The organism is Simiduia sp. 21SJ11W-1, assembly GCF_024138675.1.
Lineage (GTDB): Bacteria > Pseudomonadota > Gammaproteobacteria > Pseudomonadales > Cellvibrionaceae > Simiduia.
The window spans coordinates 1,993,301-2,010,679 of sequence record NZ_CP090959.1 but is presented as its reverse complement, the minus strand read 5'-3'; the positions used below and the strand labels follow the sequence as shown (position 1 = coordinate 2,010,679).

General features: G+C 53.9%; 18 protein-coding genes. 15 read left to right on the top strand and 3 right to left on the bottom strand.

All coding sequences use genetic code 11. The features are described 5' to 3' along the window. Nucleotides 1-41: 41 nt before the first annotated feature. The 3 genes from prfB (at nucleotide 42) to ung (ending at nucleotide 3,437) form a co-directional block, all read left to right on the top strand. Nucleotides 42-1,137, top strand: a protein-coding gene (gene prfB, locus L1F30_RS08890) for a peptide chain release factor 2 (protein ID WP_253355415.1) whose coding sequence is annotated in 2 segments (ribosomal slippage) — nucleotides 42-113 and nucleotides 115-1,137 — 1,095 coding nt in all. Because the reading frame shifts where the segments join, the coding sequence is not laid out codon by codon here. Nucleotides 1,138-1,157: 20 nt separating this feature from the next. Next, on the top strand, nucleotides 1,158-2,645 hold the full coding sequence (gene lysS, locus L1F30_RS08885; RefSeq protein WP_253355413.1) for a lysine--tRNA ligase: 1,488 nt from the start codon (nucleotides 1,158-1,160) through the stop codon (nucleotides 2,643-2,645). A 66-nt stretch (nucleotides 2,646-2,711) separates the two neighbouring features. Then, nucleotides 2,712-3,437, top strand: a complete 726-nt coding sequence (gene ung, locus L1F30_RS08880) for a uracil-DNA glycosylase (protein ID WP_253355411.1) — start codon at nucleotides 2,712-2,714, stop codon at nucleotides 3,435-3,437. Between the two features lie 8 nt (nucleotides 3,438-3,445). Here the strand turns inward: ung and L1F30_RS08875 are convergent, their stop codons facing one another. Then, nucleotides 3,446-4,282 carry an HDOD domain-containing protein gene (locus L1F30_RS08875; protein WP_253355409.1) on the bottom strand — a complete coding sequence of 279 codons (837 nt, stop codon included), beginning with the start codon at nucleotides 4,280-4,282 and terminating at the stop codon, nucleotides 3,446-3,448. A 29-nt stretch (nucleotides 4,283-4,311) separates the two neighbouring features. Beyond that, nucleotides 4,312-5,349 carry a folate-binding protein YgfZ gene (locus L1F30_RS08870; RefSeq protein ID WP_253355408.1) on the bottom strand — a complete coding sequence of 346 codons (1,038 nt, stop codon included), beginning with the start codon at nucleotides 5,347-5,349 and terminating at the stop codon, nucleotides 4,312-4,314. A gap of 170 nt (nucleotides 5,350-5,519) precedes the next feature. On the opposite strand from L1F30_RS08870, the gene L1F30_RS08865 reads away from it, so the two are divergent. Together L1F30_RS08865 and L1F30_RS08860 are read left to right on the top strand one after the other, a co-directional pair. Then, entirely contained in the window at nucleotides 5,520-5,771 is a 252-nt protein-coding gene (locus L1F30_RS08865; protein WP_253355406.1) for a succinate dehydrogenase assembly factor 2, read from the top strand. A gap of 76 nt (nucleotides 5,772-5,847) precedes the next feature. Further along, nucleotides 5,848-6,234, top strand: coding sequence for a protein YgfX (locus L1F30_RS08860; RefSeq protein ID WP_253355405.1), 387 nt, complete (start codon nucleotides 5,848-5,850; stop codon nucleotides 6,232-6,234). Between the two features lie 69 nt (nucleotides 6,235-6,303). On the opposite strand, the gene nadB is transcribed toward L1F30_RS08860, so the two are convergent. Further along, a complete protein-coding gene (gene nadB, locus L1F30_RS08855) occupies nucleotides 6,304-7,911 on the bottom strand; it encodes an L-aspartate oxidase (RefSeq protein ID WP_253355403.1) in 1,608 nt (535 codons plus the stop codon). A gap of 241 nt (nucleotides 7,912-8,152) precedes the next feature. Here nadB and rpoE point away from each other — a divergent pair, with 241 nt between their 5' ends. From rpoE to era, 10 genes are all read left to right on the top strand, one after another. Next, entirely contained in the window at nucleotides 8,153-8,755 is a 603-nt protein-coding gene (gene rpoE, locus L1F30_RS08850; RefSeq protein WP_253355401.1) for an RNA polymerase sigma factor RpoE, read from the top strand. 168 nt (nucleotides 8,756-8,923) lie between these two features. Continuing rightward, nucleotides 8,924-9,616: a sigma-E factor negative regulatory protein gene (locus L1F30_RS08845; RefSeq protein WP_253355399.1), complete on the top strand. Its 693-nt coding sequence runs from the start codon at nucleotides 8,924-8,926 to the stop codon at nucleotides 9,614-9,616. Between the two features lie 32 nt (nucleotides 9,617-9,648). Continuing rightward, on the top strand, nucleotides 9,649-10,620 hold the full coding sequence (locus L1F30_RS08840) for a MucB/RseB C-terminal domain-containing protein (protein ID WP_253355397.1): 972 nt from the start codon (nucleotides 9,649-9,651) through the stop codon (nucleotides 10,618-10,620). Next, complete coding sequence (locus L1F30_RS08835) at nucleotides 10,610-11,047, top strand: SoxR reducing system RseC family protein (protein ID WP_253355387.1); 438 nt, start codon at nucleotides 10,610-10,612, stop codon at nucleotides 11,045-11,047. The genes L1F30_RS08840 and L1F30_RS08835 overlap by 11 nt, the downstream gene beginning before the upstream one ends. A 74-nt stretch (nucleotides 11,048-11,121) precedes the next feature. Beyond that, nucleotides 11,122-12,498: a DegQ family serine endoprotease gene (locus tag L1F30_RS08830; RefSeq protein ID WP_253355376.1), complete on the top strand. Its 1,377-nt coding sequence runs from the start codon at nucleotides 11,122-11,124 to the stop codon at nucleotides 12,496-12,498. Nucleotides 12,499-12,665: 167 nt separating this feature from the next. After that, nucleotides 12,666-14,465: a translation elongation factor 4 gene (gene lepA, locus L1F30_RS08825; RefSeq protein ID WP_253355368.1), complete on the top strand. Its 1,800-nt coding sequence runs from the start codon at nucleotides 12,666-12,668 to the stop codon at nucleotides 14,463-14,465. Nucleotides 14,466-14,495: 30 nt separating this feature from the next. Then, nucleotides 14,496-15,335, top strand: a complete 840-nt coding sequence (gene lepB / locus L1F30_RS08820) for a signal peptidase I (RefSeq protein ID WP_253355361.1) — start codon at nucleotides 14,496-14,498, stop codon at nucleotides 15,333-15,335. 28 nt (nucleotides 15,336-15,363) lie between these two features. After that, nucleotides 15,364-15,783, top strand: a complete 420-nt coding sequence (locus L1F30_RS08815; protein ID WP_253355359.1) for a DUF4845 domain-containing protein — start codon at nucleotides 15,364-15,366, stop codon at nucleotides 15,781-15,783. Then, nucleotides 15,780-16,469 (top strand): ribonuclease III, encoded by a 690-nt coding sequence (gene rnc / locus L1F30_RS08810; protein WP_253355357.1) that lies wholly within the window; start codon nucleotides 15,780-15,782, stop codon nucleotides 16,467-16,469. Before L1F30_RS08815 ends, rnc begins: the two co-directional genes overlap by 4 nt. Nucleotide 16,470: 1 nt before the next feature. Next, on the top strand, nucleotides 16,471-17,379 hold the full coding sequence (era, locus tag L1F30_RS08805; RefSeq protein ID WP_253355355.1) for a GTPase Era: 909 nt from the start codon (nucleotides 16,471-16,473) through the stop codon (nucleotides 17,377-17,379).

The window sequence follows — 17,379 nt, the reverse complement described above, 5'->3', positions numbered from 1 at the left end:
CGCCTTTCGATATTTCGCCCACCTGGGGCTTACGGGGCTGCATGGAAATCAATCCTCTTCTCAACGCATTAAAAGACCTTCAAGCGCGCACCGACGTGCTTAGGGGGTACCTTTGACTATGCCACCAAAAAAGAGCGGCTCGCTGAAGTAGAGCTGGAACTGGCCGAGCCAGATGTCTGGAACGATCAAGAACGTGCCCAGGCCTTGGGGCGTGAGCGAGCCTCGCTGGAAGCTGTAGTGAGCACCATTGAAAAGCTTGACTCAGGTGTTGCCGATAGCCGCGATCTGCTGGATATGGCCGTTGAAGAACAAGACCAGGATTCGGTAGATGCCGTGGCTGCAGACATTGAGGCCTTAGAGGCCCAGTTAGCGGTATTGGAGTTCCGCCGGATGTTTTCCGGCGAGATGGATGCCAACAACGCCTACCTGGATATTCAAGCAGGCTCTGGCGGTACCGAGGCGCAAGATTGGGCCGAGATGCTGTTGCGTATGTATTTGCGTTGGGGCGAGGCCAAAGGCTTTAAAACCACCCTTGAAGAAGTGTCGGCCGGCGAAGTGGCGGGCATTAAAAGCGCCACCATTTATTTTGAAGGCGAGTACGCTTTCGGTTGGTTGCGCACTGAAACAGGGGTACACCGATTGGTGCGTAAGTCGCCCTTTGATTCAGGCAACAGGCGCCACACCTCATTCAGCTCGGTGTTTGTGTCGCCGGAAATTGATGACAATTTCGAAATCGACATAAACCCCTCTGATGTGCGTACCGATACCTACCGCGCCTCCGGTGCCGGTGGTCAGCACGTTAACAAAACAGACTCTGCAGTTCGCTTGACCCACGAACCCACTAACACCGTAGTACAGTGCCAGAGCGAACGCTCCCAGCACCAAAACCGCGACAAAGCCTGGAAAATGCTGCGTGCGCGTTTGTACGAGCTTGAGATGCAAAAGCGCTCGGCAGACAAACAGGCACTGGAAGACGGCAAAGCCGACATCGGTTGGGGCAGCCAGATTCGCTCTTACGTGCTGGATGATTCGCGCATCAAAGATTTGCGCACCAGCGTTCAAACCAGTAACTGTCAGGCAGTGCTAGACGGTGATCTGGATCAGTTTATCGAGGCAAGCCTGAAGGCTGGCCTGTAATTCATTAACGAGTGCCTAACATGAGTAACGACAACCAAACTCCCGCACCAGATGAAAACCGCTTGATCGCCGAGCGCCGGGCAAAATTAACGGCCATTCGCGAGAAGGGTAATGCCTTCCCAAACGATTTTCGTCGTGAGCACAAAGCCGCTGATCTGCAGGCAGAGTTTGGGGATAAATCGAAAGAAGAGCTCGAGGCGCTCGGTAATATCGCCTCTGTGGCTGGCCGCATTATGGCAAAGCGCGGCCCGTTTTTCGTGCTGCAAGATGGCAGCGGCCAGATACAGCTTTACGCTGATAAAGAAGCGCAGAAAAACTTAAAAGCAACCACCGGCATGTGGGATATCGGCGATCTGGTGGGCGTTAAAGGCCAGCTGCACAAATCCGGCAAGGGCGATCTCTATGTAAACTTGGGTGAGTTCCAGTTACTCACCAAGGCCCTGCGCCCGCTGCCTGACAAATTCCACGGCTTGAGTGACCAGGAAATCCGTTACCGCCAGCGCTATGTAGATTTGATGGTAAACCCCGAGGTGCGCGACGTATTTCGCACCCGCTCCAAGGTGATCAGCTTTATCCGTCAGTATTTGAATCAGGCAGACTACATGGAAGTGGAAACTCCCATGCTGCATGTGATTCCCGGTGGCGCGTCGGCCAAGCCTTTTGTTACCCATCACAACGCCCTGGACGTTGAGATGTTTTTGCGTATTGCGCCTGAGCTGTATTTGAAGCGTTTGGTTGTGGGTGGCTATGAGCGGGTTTATGAAATCAACCGCAACTTCCGCAACGAGGGTTTATCTACCCGGCACAACCCAGAGTTCACCATGCTGGAGTTCTACCAGGCCTACGCCGATTATAAAGACCTGATGGATCTCACCGAAGATATGCTGCGCAAGCTGGCAGTAGAAGTACGTGGTTCAACGGCCTTTAGTTATCAGGGTACGGAGTTTGATTTTGCCAAGCCTTTTGATCGTATCTCTGTGGTAGATGCCATTTTGAAATACAATTCAGGCATTGAGCGCGAGCAATTAAACAATTTGGCCAGCGCCACCGCGATTGCCCGCAAACTGAAAATCGATGTGAAAGAAACCTGGGGCCTGGGCAAAGTTCAAATTGAAATTTTTGAAGAAACTGCCGAGCACAAGTTAATTCAGCCCACCTTCATTACCGAATACCCGGCTGAAGTATCGCCACTTGCCCGCCGCAACGATGACAACCCCTTCGTTACAGACCGCTTCGAGTTTTTCGTGGGTGGGCGGGAGCTGGCAAACGGCTTTTCCGAGCTGAACGATGCCGAAGATCAGGCGGAGCGTTTCATGCAGCAGGTGCGTGAAAAAGATGCCGGTGACGATGAAGCCATGCACTACGATGCCGACTATGTGCGCGCCTTGGAGTACGGTTTACCGCCCACAGCAGGTGAAGGCATTGGCATTGATCGGCTGGTTATGCTGCTTACGGATTCGCCATCTATCCGGGATGTACTGCTGTTCCCGCATATGCGGCCAGAGTAAAAAACAAAAAGCCGCTTAGCGGCTTTTTTTAACCCTTGAGGTTGTGTAAATATTTAAGGAAGCGCTGTGGCTAATATTTTGGAACAGCTGGATGACGGTTGGCGGTCTGTATTCGAGCAGGAGTTTGCAAAGCCTTACATGGGTGAGCTAAGGGCGTTTTTGCAAAGCGAAAAGCGCGCCGGTAAAACTGTTTTTCCGCCGTCAGATTCCTGGTTTACCGCGTTTTTGCACACGCCACTTGATCAGGTAAAAGTAGTGATTGTGGGGCAAGACCCATACCACGGGCCAGGCCAGGCCCATGGGCTAAGTTTTAGCGTGCCCGCTGGTGTTGCCTTGCCGCCCAGCCTTAAAAATATTTATAAAGAAATATTTGGTAAAGGCCCTTGGCCCGAGTCTGGCGATTTAACCGCATGGGCCAATCAGGGCGTGCTGTTATTAAATGCATCGCTCACCGTAGAGCAGGGCCAGGCAGGTTCGCACGCCAAGCGAGGCTGGCTTGCGTTTACCCAGCGGTGTATTGAGGCCGTAAATAATCAATCACACCCTGTGGTGTTTTTGGCCTGGGGGCGATTTGCTCACGGCGTATGTGCGGCAGTAGATGGCGAGCGCCACCGCGTGATTAAAACCTCACACCCAAGCCCACTGGGCGCCACCAAGGCGGGTAAGGATTTTTGCGCGTTTATTGGCTCTGCGTGTTTTGATTTGGCCAACGCTCAGTTGGCCGAATGGGGCAGGGGGCAGGTAGATTGGCGGGCATTGCCGGAGCCCCCGGCATTGTTCTCAGATAATTAAGTTGGCAGCTATTGCAGCATTGCCATAGCGGCTTCCATTTCGGCGCTTAAATCATCGCCTTCGGCATTTTCCATATCTGAATCGAGCCCCAGGCGACCAAAGGCGGTTACGCTGCTGTAATCCACACTGGCCAGCGGGTGGTTTGAGCCCATATAGCTCTGCAACACCGCCACGGTCACTATGTCTGCGTAGTCGGCTTCAGGTGCCTGGCGCTCAAACTGCATGTGCAGGGTGGGAATGTGAATGAGCGGCTCTGGGAATGCCCAGTGCTTTAATATGCGATCGCCAATGGGGCCGTTGAGTGCTTCTATCACGGTATCCAGTGTGAAGCTGTCGCGCAGCAGGCTCGGGTTTTCCTCGGCGTAGGTAAGAATAGGCAGTACGCCTATGCGGTGTACCAGCCCTGCGAGTGTTGCCTGATCTGGCCGCAACTTGGTGCGGTGCTTGCACATTACATGGCAAATACCGGCAACTTCACTGGAGCGGGTCCACACATCGCGCATTCGCTTGTCTACCAAGTCGCTGGTGGCCTGAAACATCTGAGACATGGCAAGGCCGGTGGCAATATTGCAGGTGTACTCTATGCCGAGGCGTGACAGCGCCATTTGCAGATCGGTGATTTCCCGGCTGCCACGCAGGAGGGGGCTGTTAGCCACCTTTATAAGCCGAGCGGCAAGGGCTGCATCGCTACCGATGACCTTGCTCATCTGGTTGATGCTGGCATCCGGGTCTTCGGCAACTTCCCTTACCCTCAGGGCCACCTCGGGCAGGGTGGGCAGTACCAATTGGTCAGATTCAAGGGCGGCGATGATGTCTTGGCTGACTTTTTCCACCAATTGGCTCATTTATAAACTCCACAAGTTTTCGAATTACGTCACTTGTTTATAGCATAGGGCAGCGGTACCTGATGGAGTTTTTCTGCACTTACGCCCTCTACGTGTAAGGTGCTATTTACCAGTGCATCTCGCACTTCCGCTAGCAGTAGCCATTGGTTTGCGCCTGTTTCAGCTGCATTGATTACCGTGCCTGCTTTTTCATCGCCCGCGTAAATCACAGCTTGCGGCTCTATCGGTTGATCATTTGTTAAGCTAAATCCATAGGCATGGCTTTTGAGCGTGGCCTTGTAGTGCATGCGCGCCACAACTTCCTGGCCTGTGTAGCATCCTTTGCGAAAGCTGATGGCGTTGATGAGCTGATGGTTGATCTGGTGAGGGGTGTAGTGCTCGCGGTTGTGCGCAGCTACCCAGGCAACGCCGGCAGCGATTGCGCTGGCAGCCCAATAGCGTTGCCCGCCCAGCGCCATTTTGGGCGCCAAAGTTTGCCAGAGCCCTTGTGCGTTGGGTTCGCTAAGCGTGAGCAACAGGGTTGAATCGGTAACTGCAAAGGCGCTTTGTTCATCTTGTTGGCACACGCCGCCTTGCTCGGCGGGCAGGCCTAGTGCGGCTTGAGCCTGTAGCTCGCCGGCCAGGCTTCTAAGCGCTTGTGCGCTCAAATTCATAAGTGCAATACACACGAGGTCGTCTCGTTGCTGCAGTTCTGCCTTGGCAAATACCAGGTACTTCTTCAGGTGGGCGGCAAAGTGGTCTGCATTGCTTGCGGGCAGAATAATACGAATGTGTTCAGCGCCGAGGCCTAAGGCATAAAAGCTTGCAACTATGCGGCCTTTGGGGTTGCAGTGATCTGCAAATAGGCCGCGCGCCTGTGCGAGCTGCTGGGCGTCTTGGGTAATCTGGCCCTGCAGAAACTTGATGCAATCAGGGCCTGTGAGATCCAGCACGCGTAAACATTGTGCGTCTACCAATACTTCGGCGCCCAGTGGTGGATAGGGCTGCTCGGAAAAACACTCGGTGACACCGGCTGCATCGGTCACGGCGCCCTGATCTGCGATAAATTGCTGCCAAGCCTTGTTCATGATTGCGTTGCTCTGGGGTATTTTGGGTGAAATGGGGGTAGCGGGTCGCTATAATGCCAATCGCTTGTAGTTTCGCAAGCGAGATTTTGCCATAGCTTGCCTGTGGGCGTCACATTGCCTGGCCGGGTGTGTTTTGGCAGTAACCTTTCGCAGTTCGCTGGAGACCTAGGGTGGAGAGAAATCGTTTGTTTTGGGGCAGTCGGCGCGGCATGCTGGAGCTCGATTTGGTGCTCTTGCCCTTTTTGGAAAATATCTACCCAGGCTTGGCGCAGGAAGACAAAGAGCGTTACTGGAAGCTGCTTGAGTCGGAAGACCAGGATCTTTTTGGCTGGTTTCTGAAGCGTCAAGACCCAGAGGACACGGAGCTGCTGCGCATTGTCGAAATCATCCGCGCGAACACGGGGCTCCAGGCAAAGCCCTGAGGTCATTCAGCTTGCGCTAACTGCAGGCCGCCTCGAACGTCGCTATAAGCTGACCTTGTGGCTATTTTGCGCCGCCTTGCCATTTGCACTTCTGATATTTTGGGTTGCCGGCCGGGAGCTGGACACAGGCTTGGTTGGCGAGCTTTTGTTAGGGGGCGGGCTGCTGATTTTGCTGGCGCTTGTTACTGCGCTGTTTGTCTATTTGCGGCGGCCATTCAATGGCGATTTATCGGCAAAATTTTTGCGTATAAATCACGAGGGGCTTTGGCTGGGCGCAGCCGGCGAGTGGGAAGCTGTAAATCTTACCGGTGAACAGCTGGTAATCAGTTACCTGATTATTTTAAAAGTGAAGCGTCAGGCGAGCTACTTGCCTGTGTACCTTTGGCTATGGGCCGATGGCCACAATGCCAGAGCCCATCGCCGGTTGCGCGTTCAGCTGCGCCAAGGCGCTGTTCGCCATTAGCGCAACTTCCAGTTAGCTCAACTTCCTATTATTGCAACTACCCATTAGCGCAAGCTGGCCTCGGCGCGCTTATACAAAAATATCCTGCGCGGCGAAATTGGTGGGTACCAAAATAGTATCGCGCGCCACGGGCGCAAGTTTTGGGTGATCCAGCGAGTAGTGCAGGCCACGGCTTTCTTTTCGCTCCATGGCCGAGCGGATAATTAATTCGGCCACCAGCGCCAGGTTGCGCAGCTCAATCAAATCGCCGCGCACCTTGTAGTTGCTGTAATACTCGGCAATTTCTTTTTGCAAAAGCTTAATACGATGGGTTGCGCGCTCAAGGCGCTTTTGGGTGCGCACAATGCCCACGTAGTCCCACATGAATCTGCGCAGCTCATCCCAGTTGTGAGAGATCACAACGTCTTCATCTGAATCGGTAACTCGCGATTCATCCCACGCAGGGCTTGGTTGAGGGGCGGGAATGGCGGCCAGTTTCTGGGCGATATCGAGCGCTGCCGAACGCGCATACACCAGGCATTCAAGCAGCGAATTAGAGGCCATGCGATTAGCCCCGTGCAAGCCTGTAAATGACGTTTCGCCAATGGCATAGAGGTTTAATAAATCGGTTTGGCCCTGGGCGTTTACCACAATGCCGCCACAGGTGTAGTGGGCGGCCGGCACCACGGGAATAGGTTCGCGGGTGATGTCGATGCCGAATTCCAGGCACCGGGATTTCACAGTGGGGAAGTGCTCTGCAATAAACTCAGGCGGCTTGTGGCTAATATCAAGGTACAGGCAGTCAGAGCCCAGACGCTTCATCTCATGGTCGATTGCGCGCGCCACTATGTCGCGCGGTGCCAGCTCTTCGCGTTCGTCAAAGCGGTGCATAAAGCGCTCGCCATTGGGCAGCTTTAAGTGGGCACCTTCACCCCGCAACGCCTCGGTAATCAGAAAAGACTTGGCTTTAGGGTGAAACAGGCACGTGGGGTGAAATTGGTTGAATTCCATGTTGGCCACCCGGCAGCCGGCGCGCCAGGCCATGGCAATGCCGTCGCCCGATGCGCCGTCAGGGTTAGATGTGTAAAGGTACACCTTAGAGGCGCCGCCCGTGGCCAGCACCACCGATTTTGCTTGAAAGGCGTGCACATGATCATCGCCGGGGTTGTACACGTACGCGCCGGTGCAGCGCAATTTGCGTGAGTTGGGGTCTGGCTGGGTGATCAGATCGAGTGCAATGAAGCGCTCAAGTAGAGTGATATTGCTGTGGCCCTTTACCCGCTCTATCAGGCTGCTGAGCACGGCTTTGCCCGTGGCATCGGCCGAGTGGATGATGCGTCGGTGGCTGTGGCCGCCTTCTTTGGTAAGGTGGTAGTCGTCTGCGCCGCCATTTTTGGTGAAATCCACACCTTGCTGGATTAACCATTCAATGGCCGCTTTGCTGCGCTCTACGGTAAAGCGCACGCTGTCTGGGTGGCACAGGCCTCCGCCGGCTGCCAGTGTGTCGGCTACATGGGCATCAATGCTGTCTTGATCGTCGAGCACCGCCGCTATGCCGCCCTGGGCAAACCAGGTGGAGCCTTCGTGGAGCTGGCCTTTGCTTAGTACGGCAACCTTGGCGGTGTCTGCCAGGTGAAGTGCCAGCGACAGGCCGGCAGCACCACTGCCGATCACTAAAACATCAAATTGATACTGCATAGCCAATTGCAATTCCAGAGGTAACAGAAGCCGCGATTATAGCGAAAGCGGGGCGCTCCTCGGTAGCAATAAAGCATGGCCGATGGGGAACTTTTTTTACAAAATACGCGTCTTTACAGAGACTTGCTGCACTATTTGGACGTAAAATCTGCGTTTGTTAGGCCCTGTAGTGCTTGCGCGCGGCGGCTGCTTGTATGGAGAGCAGCCCGGGGCCCGGAATCTGAAGGTTGGGGAGCGATTCATGGCGCAAGCGCCAGATAACGATCAAATGTTGGTAGAGCGTGTGCAAAAGGGCGATAAGCGCGCTTTTGATCTCCTGGTGTTGAAATACCAGCACAAGGTGGCAGCCATTGTTTCGCGCTATATTCGCGATGCCTTCGAGGTGAACGACGTGGTGCAAGAGGCGTTCATCAAAGCCTATCGCGCTATTCCCGGTTTTCGGGGCGACAGCGCGTTCTACACTTGGTTGTTTCGCATTGCGGTAAACACGGCCAAAAACCACCTGGTGTCGCGCTCGCGCCGCCCGCCGGCCCAGGGTGTGGATGCCGAGGAAGCCGAGTATCTGGCGGCTGAGTATATGGAAGACGTGAACACGCCAGAGGGGCTGCATTTCAAAGATGAGCTGGAGGCTGTGGTTGCAAAAACCATCGCCTCACTGCCCGAAGACCTACGCTCAGCGGTAACCTTGCGCGAAATAGACGGCAAGAGCTATGAAGAGATCGCTGAAATCATGCAGTGCCCGGTGGGTACCGTGCGATCTCGCATATTCCGGGCTCGCGAGGCGCTGGATGCTAAAATTTCGGCCTATATGGAGCCGCAAGGGCGTAAAACCACCCCGGCTTAAACAAAATTTACTTTTTTTTTTACAAAATTCGTGAAACCGGGGAACTTGGTACCGGTACCGGAGTCTTAACCCAGTAAGCAGGCGACTCGTCGCACAATTATCACGAAAAGAGGGGTGTCTCTTAGAATTGGCACCTAGTCTCGAGCTGTTAATCAAGGTGAGCTCAGAATGGTTCAACAATCAGATCGCAAACTTCAGGAAAGCCTCTCGGCACTAATGGACAACGAGGCCAGTGAGCTGGAGTTGCATCGCCTGCTTAAGGCCGCAGAGTCTGACCCGTGTTTGCGCGATGCCTGGCAAAACTACCACCTGGCAGCCGGTGCCATGCGTGGCGATACCCCCGGTGTTGTGCCCGTTGACCTCTCACTGCAAATCAGCGCAGCCATTGCCGATGAACCGGCACACAGTGTAGGCAAGCCCCAGTCTGCCATTGGCAAAATATGGTCAGCAGCTGGCCGTATGGCAGTGGCGGCCAGTGTGGCGGGCGCCGTGGTGATTGGTGCCCAGCAATACCTGGCAACCCAGGCACCCATGGTGGCTAAAGCACCGGAAACCGTAGGCGGCGCAGCCGGTGTTGTGCCCGATGGCTTTCAAGCGCCAACGCTCAATACCCGTACAGTAAACATTAGCGATGGCCCGGCGCTCGCAGTCCAGCCAGAGCGCGCAACGGTTAGCTACCAGCCTAACGCCCAGCAAAATCAGGCCATTGAGCAACACCTAAATCAGTTAATGCTTGAGCATGCTGAAAATGCATCGCAAAACAGCGCCCAGGGCCTGTTGCCCTATGCGCGTATCACACCCAATGCCGAAGCCGAGCGCCCGCAGGCATCTCAAGATGGCGAGGCGGGGCACGCAGAGTAGCGCCACCCGGGCCCCAGACCACAAGGCCAAATATGAAACCATTGTTAACCAATCGCCTGGGCCTGCCCCGGGCTTTTGTATTTATTCTTCTGACGATTTGTGCGGCTCCCGCGCTTGCTGATGACGCCCGTGCCTTGCTGGCCCGCCACGCCCAAGCCATGGCAACCCTGAATTATTCCGGTGTGTTGACCTACGAGCACGGCGCCCATCTGGCCACCATGGAGCTTGAGCACCGGGTGGTGGGTGGCGTAGAGCAAGAGCGGCTGGTGCACCTCAATGGTGAACACCGCGCCATTAGCCGCAATGCGGGCTTAAGCCATTGCCCAAGTGCAGGCGAGCGGCTGCTGCGTGGTGTTGCGCTAGGCGCCGATAATCAAGATATAGATGCCTATTACCATATTTCGACAGTAGGCAAAGAGCGTATTGCCGGGCGTCAGGCGACACTTGTGCAGGTAATGCCGCGCGATCAGCACCGCTACGGTTATGTGCTGGCGTTGGACGACACCACTTACATAGCGCTGAAAGTGATTTTCATCGGCCAGGGCGCCCGGGTTCTCGAGCGTTTTCAATTTGCCACGCTCAATGTTGAAGGCGAAGCAAGCCAAGCAGCCGGCGAGCAGGCGGCAACACAGCAAGCTGTAAGTCTTGCGGATGCGCGGGCCGTCGACTGTGGCGCGTCGCAAATTTCGGCAGGCACCGGCCGCTGGTTAAGCCACTGGTTGCCGCCAGGGTTCGAGTTGGTGGCCACCAAACAACTTTCCGGCAAGCGCGAAATGCTTGCCTACTCAGACGGATTGGCCGCCTTTTCCATTTTTATTGACGCCATAGACACCCCAAGCATTATTGAAGGTCGCGCACAGCGCGGCGCGACTGTAGCCTACATGGGCAAGGCCGAGCTTGCCGGCCACAATTTTCGCGTGACGGCGGTAGGTGAAATACCTGCGCCAAGCCTTGAGCGCGTGGCCATGAGCCTTGGCCCTGTGGAGGCCGAACTTGCTGAGTGAAATTCAAGAGCAGGGCCGTATTGTCCGAATCGAGGCGGGCAAAACCTGGGTTGAATCCATCAATCGCTCGGCCTGCGCCCAGTGTTCGGCAAAAGCCGTGTGCGGCCAGTCGGCCATGGCCAAGTGGGCCGAAACAGCCAACCTCTTGGCTATTGACGAAACAGACCCAATATTCAAAGTGGGCGATCAAATCACCTTTACCGTGCAAGCTGATGCACTGGCCCGGGCCGCCTTATTGGTGTACCTGTTGCCGCTGGTAACCATGATTGCCATGGCGGCGGGCTTTTACAGGTTTTTGTCGCACGATCTCGTCGCTTTGGCGGGTGCCGCGCTGGGCTTGTGGTTAGGCATGAAACTTGTGCGCGCCTGCACGGTCAAAGCGCCTAAGGGAATGCATATGGGGCTCAAACTCGGGCACAAGCTCTAGCCTTTCGAGCCTTATCATTTTCTGAAGCAGCACGTACCCAGGTACGAATTTGGAATCGATAAAGTGAGGAACGCATGCAACTAAAACAGTGGCTCTTTGGGGTAGTGGTGGCGTTTAGCCTGGTCGCATCGGCCAGTGCGCGCAGCTTGCCAGAATTCACTGAACTGATTGAAGACCATTCGCCGGCGGTGGTGAAAATTAACACCGTTGAGCGCGCTAAGCGCTCTTCGCCACGCCAGCAATACCCGCAAGACATCCCCGATATCTTCAGACACCTGTTCGAACCAAGAGACCCGCGCGAGCGCGAGCAGCGGTCTATGGGTTCTGGGTTTATCATTTCCGAAGATGGCTATGTGCTCACTAATAACCATGTGGTTGAAGGCGCAGATGACATTTCTGTACGTCTTATAGACAACCGCGAGTTTGATGCGGAGGTCATCGGTACTGATCCACGCTCTGATCTGGCGCTGCTCAAGGTTAACGCCGACGATTTACCCACATTGGCGTTCGCAGATTCAGATGACCTCAAAGTGGGCGAGTGGGTGCTGGCTATCGGTTCACCATTTGGCCTGGATTTCACTGCCAGTGCGGGCATCGTCAGTGCCATCGGGCGCAGCATTCCCACCGAGCGCAACGAGAACTATGTGCCTTTCATCCAAACCGACGTGGCCATTAACCCCGGTAACTCCGGCGGGCCATTGTTTAATATGGAAGGCAAAGTGGTAGGCATCAACAGCCAGATCTACACCCGTAGCGGTGGTTCTATTGGCTTGTCTTTCGCTATCCCCAGCAACGTGGCCAAAGACGTCATAGCCCAGCTCAAAGACAAGGGGCGGGTGGATCGCGGCTGGCTTGGGGTTGCCATTCAGGCGGTAGATCGCGATTTGGCCAAGTCTTTCGGGCTGGATAAGCCCATGGGCGCCCTGATTCAGCAGATTGAACCGGCGAGCCCCGCCGATAAGTCGGGCCTTGAGGTGGGTGATGTCATCATCCGTTTCGACGGAAAAACCATAGCCAAAAGCGCAGATTTGCCACACGTGGTGGGGGGCATTGCCCCTGGCACCAAGGTTGACGTAGATGTAATGCGTGCCGGCAAGAAGAAACGGCTACAGGTTACCGTGGGCACGCTCAATGGCGAGAATACCCCCAGTGTTGCCGCCAAGGCCTCTGGCGATCGCCTGGGGCTGGTAGTTGAGCCAGTGGACAGCCGTCAACTGCAGGCCCTGCGTATCAATGGTGGTGTAATGGTGGTGCAAGTAGCCCCGGATTCGCCCGCCGCCAAGGCCGGCCTGCGCCCCGGTGATGTGATTGCCCAGCTGGGCTTTAATGAGGTGAAAGATCCAGGCCACTACCAAGCGCTACAAAAAGCCCTGCCTGAGGGCAAATTGTTGCCAATTCGCTTTTATCGTGATGGCCGGCCGACGTTTCGATCTATCATCATAGAAGAGTGAGTTACATAGCCTATAAAGCCCAAATGCGGTAGACTTGCCGCGCCAAGAGAGCCCTGCGGGGCTCTCCTTATTTGGGCTGTTAAACCCTTGTTTTATTGCGCCTTCGGGTGGCCTGCAAGGGTTGTACTTCCCAGTTTATTCACGATCTTAGTAGTTGAAGCGCACCTGTGTCTGACTTAAGCCATATTCGTAATTTCTCAATCATTGCCCATATCGATCATGGGAAATCTACCATTGCCGACCGGTTCATCCAGATGTGCGGTGGCCTGACCGACCGTGAAATGGCGGCACAGGTGCTCGATTCCATGGATATCGAGCGCGAGCGCGGCATTACCATCAAGGCGCAAAGTGTCACACTTCACTACAAAGCCCGTGATGAAAAAGTCTATCAGCTGAATTTTATTGATACCCCCGGGCACGTGGATTTTTCCTATGAAGTATCGCGCTCGCTGGCGGCCTGCGAGGGTGCCTTGTTGGTGGTGGATGCAGGCCAAGGCGTAGAAGCGCAATCTGTGGCCAATTGCTATACCGCCATCGAGCAGGGTTTGGAGGTGATCCCCGTCTTAAACAAGATGGATCTGCCTCAGGCCGAACCCGAGCGCGTAGCCGAAGAAATTGAAAATATCATCGGTATCGATGCCACTGAGGCCGTTCGTTGCAGCGCCAAATCCGGTATGGGCATTGAAGATGTTTTAGAGGAGCTTGTGCGCCTGGTGCCGCCGCCGGTTGGCGATATTAACGCGCCGCTGCAGGCGCTGATTATCGACTCCTGGTTTGATAACTACCTGGGCGTTGTTTCTTTGGTGCGGGTAAAGCAGGGCACCCTGCGCGCAAAAGATAAAATCATGACCAAGTCCATCGGCAAGGCGCATGTGGTGGATAAAGTGGGTGTGTTTACGCCAAAGCTTACCGAAACCAAAGAGCTTAAAGCCGGCGAAGTGGGCTTTTTTGTTGCCGGCATTAAGGAAATTCTGGGCGCCCCCGTGGGCGATACCATCACCCACGCCAATGCACCCGATGTCCCTTCGCTGCCCGGTTTTAAGAAGGTAAAGCCGCAGGTATATGCCGGCCTGTTCCCGGTTACCTCTGATGATTTCGAAGCTTTCCGCGAAGCCCTTGCAAAGCTTACCTTGAATGACGCGTCGCTTTTTTACGAGCCTGAAAGCTCCGATGCACTGGGTTTTGGCTTCCGTTGCGGCTTTCTTGGCATGCTCCACATGGAGATCATTCAGGAACGCTTAGAGCGTGAATACGACCTGGATCTGATTACCACTGCGCCCACCGTAATTTACGAGGTGCTTAAAACAGATAAAGAAGTGGTTTACGTAGACAACCCGTCAAAATTGCCCGATATCGGCCTGATTGATGAAATGCGTGAGCCCATTGTAGAGGCCAATATCCTGGTGCCGCAGGAATACCTGGGCGCAGTTATTACGCTCTGTGTAGAAAAGCGCGGCATTCAAAAAGATATTCAATACACAGGCTCGCAAGTGCAGGTGCGCTACGAGCTGCCCATGAACGAAGTGGTGTTGGATTTCTTCGACAGGCTCAAGTCCGTCAGCCGTGGCTTTGCGTCGCTCGATTACGCCTTCCAGCGTTTCGAGCCGGCCAAGTTGGTGCGCCTGGACATTCTGATTAACGGCGAGAAAGTGGATGCACTGGCGTTAATTGTGCACCGCGATAACGCCTCCTACAAAGGCCGGGCCATTGCCGAGAAGATGAAAGAGCTGATCCCGCGGCAAATGTTTGATGTGGCCATTCAGGCGGCCATTGGCGGGCAGGTGGTTGCCCGCACTACCGTAAAGGCCTTGCGTAAGGATGTAACAGCCAAATGCTACGGCGGTGATGTTAGCCGTAAGCGTAAGCTGCTGGAGAAACAAAAGGCCGGCAAGAAGCGTATGAAGCAGGTAGGGCGTGTTGAAATACCGCAGGAAGCCTTCTTGGCAGTCTTAAAAGTAGATAGCTAACGTTTGCGTTATTAATAAAAGGAATGGCAATTGGATATTAATTTCCCACTGATTTTGGTGGTGCTGGTTTTTGTGTCTGGCCTTATTTGGCTCTATGACATCCTGTTTCTTGCAAAAGCCCGCAAGGCGCGTGTGCAAACAGTGGAAGCCGAACTTAAGAAAACCAGCTTGAAAGAAACCGATGAAGGTTATGTAATCGCAATGGATGCAGCGGCAAAAGAGCCTGCGCCGGTTGAATATGCAAAGTCTTTCTTTCCGGTGTTGGCATTTGTATTGGTGTTGCGCTCGTTTATCGTTGAGCCCTTCCAGATTCCCTCGCCATCGATGGTGCCCACCTTGCAGGTGGGTGATTTTATTCTGGTCAACAAGTACACCTACGGCTTGCGCCTGCCGGTAACCAATACCAAAGTGCTCGAGATGAATGCGCCCGAGCGCGGCGATGTCATGGTGTTTTTCCCACCCCATAAACCCGATACCTATTACATCAAGCGCGTGGTAGGGCTGCCCGGCGATAAAATCGTAATCTCTAACGGAGCTCTATACATCAACGGTGAAAAAGTGCCCCAAAAGTTACAGGCAAATCTACCCGCAGGCCGCCCAACCTATCAGGTAATGGAAGAGCAGCTGGGTGAAGTTTCCCATACGATTCATCGCAGCATTATGCCCGGCGGCCTGAGCCGGTCTGGCCAGTGGTCGCTGGGGGAAGGCGAGTATTTTATGATGGGCGACAACCGCGACAACAGCTCTGACAGCCGCGAATGGGGCCCCGTATCTGAAAAAGCGATCGTTGGTAAGGCCTTTGCGATTTGGATGCACTGGGAACAATTGCTGAGTGTGCCCAGTTTTTCACGGGCCGGTAGCATAGAATAATAGACAACATCTCTAAGTGGAGCAGGTTATGCGTAATCAACAATTGGGTATGAGCTCTTTAAACCTCATTTTAGTGCTGGCTGTGGCTGGGTTTTTCCTGATGTGTGCCTTTAAATTGGTGCCCGTTTATTCAGAAAACCAATACATTGTGAGCGCGCTGGAATCGCTGCGCGATAAAGATAAGCCGGTGTCGCAAATGTCACCTTCGGAAATCAAGCATCATTTGTCTAATTTTTACATGATTAATGGCGTGCGCTCAGTTGGCTCTTCCAATATAGAAATTGAGCGTGAGCGCAACCGCAATATCATCACCATTAATTACGAAGTGCGAGTACCGCTGATTTATAACATTTCAGTTGTGGTAGATTTCCAAAACTACATGGATACCAGCAAGCCCGAAGAGTGCTGCCGGCCTCCTGTTGATTACCGACCCAAGACCAAGTCGTGAATCAGCTTGATTTTACCCGCCTAGAGCGCCAGCTTGGTTATGTGTTTGAACAACCCAAGCTGCTTCAGCTTGCGCTAAGCCACCGCAGTGTGGGCCAACCCAATAACGAACGTTTGGAGTTTTTGGGCGATAGCATTCTGAACTTTGTAGTTGCAGAGCAGTTGTTTGAAGCCTTCCCGGAGGCCAGGGAAGGGCAGCTCACGCGCCTGCGGGCGAACCTTGTGAAAGGTGAAACATTGGCGAGTATCGCCAATGAATTATCCCTTGGCGAGTACGTTCGCTTGGGGGATGGCGAGCGCAAAAGTGGTGGCCATACACGTGCATCTATTCTCGCTGATTTAGTTGAGGCCATTATTGGTGCCGTTTACAAAGAGTCGGGCCTTGCATCGGCAAAAGCGCTCATTGTTCGCTTAGTGGGTGAGCGCATAAGAGCCATCACCCTGGAAGATCAGCACAAAGACAGCAAAAGTGCACTGCAAGAGTACCTGCAATCGCGCCAGCAACCCTTGCCTGACTATGTTTTGGAAGAAGTGGATGGCGAGGGCCATGCACAGCGGTTCACGGTTAAATGCGTAGTAGCAGGCCTGAAAGACGCACCCATGGCCACAGATACCAGCCGCAAAAAAGCGGAAAAAAAAGCCGCCAGCCTGGCGCTTTCAGCCCTCAACAAGCAAGCAGGAAAATAGTGTGACAGATGCAAACCTACCGCAAACAAAATGCGGTTTTATTGCCTTGGTGGGCCGCCCAAACGTGGGTAAATCCACCTTGTTAAACCACATGCTTGGCCAGAAAATCAGCATCACTTCCAGAAAACCGCAAACTACACGAAATAACGTTACCGGCATTAAAACCGAGGGGCCAAACCAGCTGGTGTTTGTTGATACCCCCGGCTTGCATTTACACCACGCAAGCGCCATGAATCGTTATATGAACAAAGCCGCCGGCACTGCAATTAAAGATGTGGATGTGGTGGTGTTTCTTGTTGATAGAACCCACTGGACAGATGAAGATGAGGCGGTGGCCCGCCGGCTGGAAAATCTTACAATTCCCTTGATTATTGCGATTAACAAATGTGATCAGCTGGAGGATAAATCTGTTCTGTTGCCACATTTGCAGCGCCTTTCAGAGCGGTTGCAGCCCAAAGAAATCGTACCTATTTCGGCACTTAAAGGCGTTGCACTTGATCGCCTGGAGGCATTGCTTGCAGATCTGTTGCCAGAGGGCGAGCACATGTACCCGGAAGATCAGATCACCGACCGCAGTTCGCGCTTTTTAGCAGCCGAAATTGTGCGCGAAAAGATCACCCGGCAACTGGGTGCCGAGTTACCCTACCAAATGGCCGTTGAAATTGAAGAATTTGAACAAGACGGCGGCATATTGCATATCAGTGCGGTCATTCTGGTTGAGCGGGACGGCCAAAAGCGTATTTTGATTGGTGACAAAGGCGATAGAATTAAAAAAATTGGCCAGCAAGCGCGCATTGATATCGAGGCCTTGTTCGATATTAAAGTCATGCTTAAGCTTTGGGTGAAAATAAAGTCTGGCTGGTCTGACGATGAGCGAGCATTAAAAAGCTTGGGTTACGACGACTTCTAG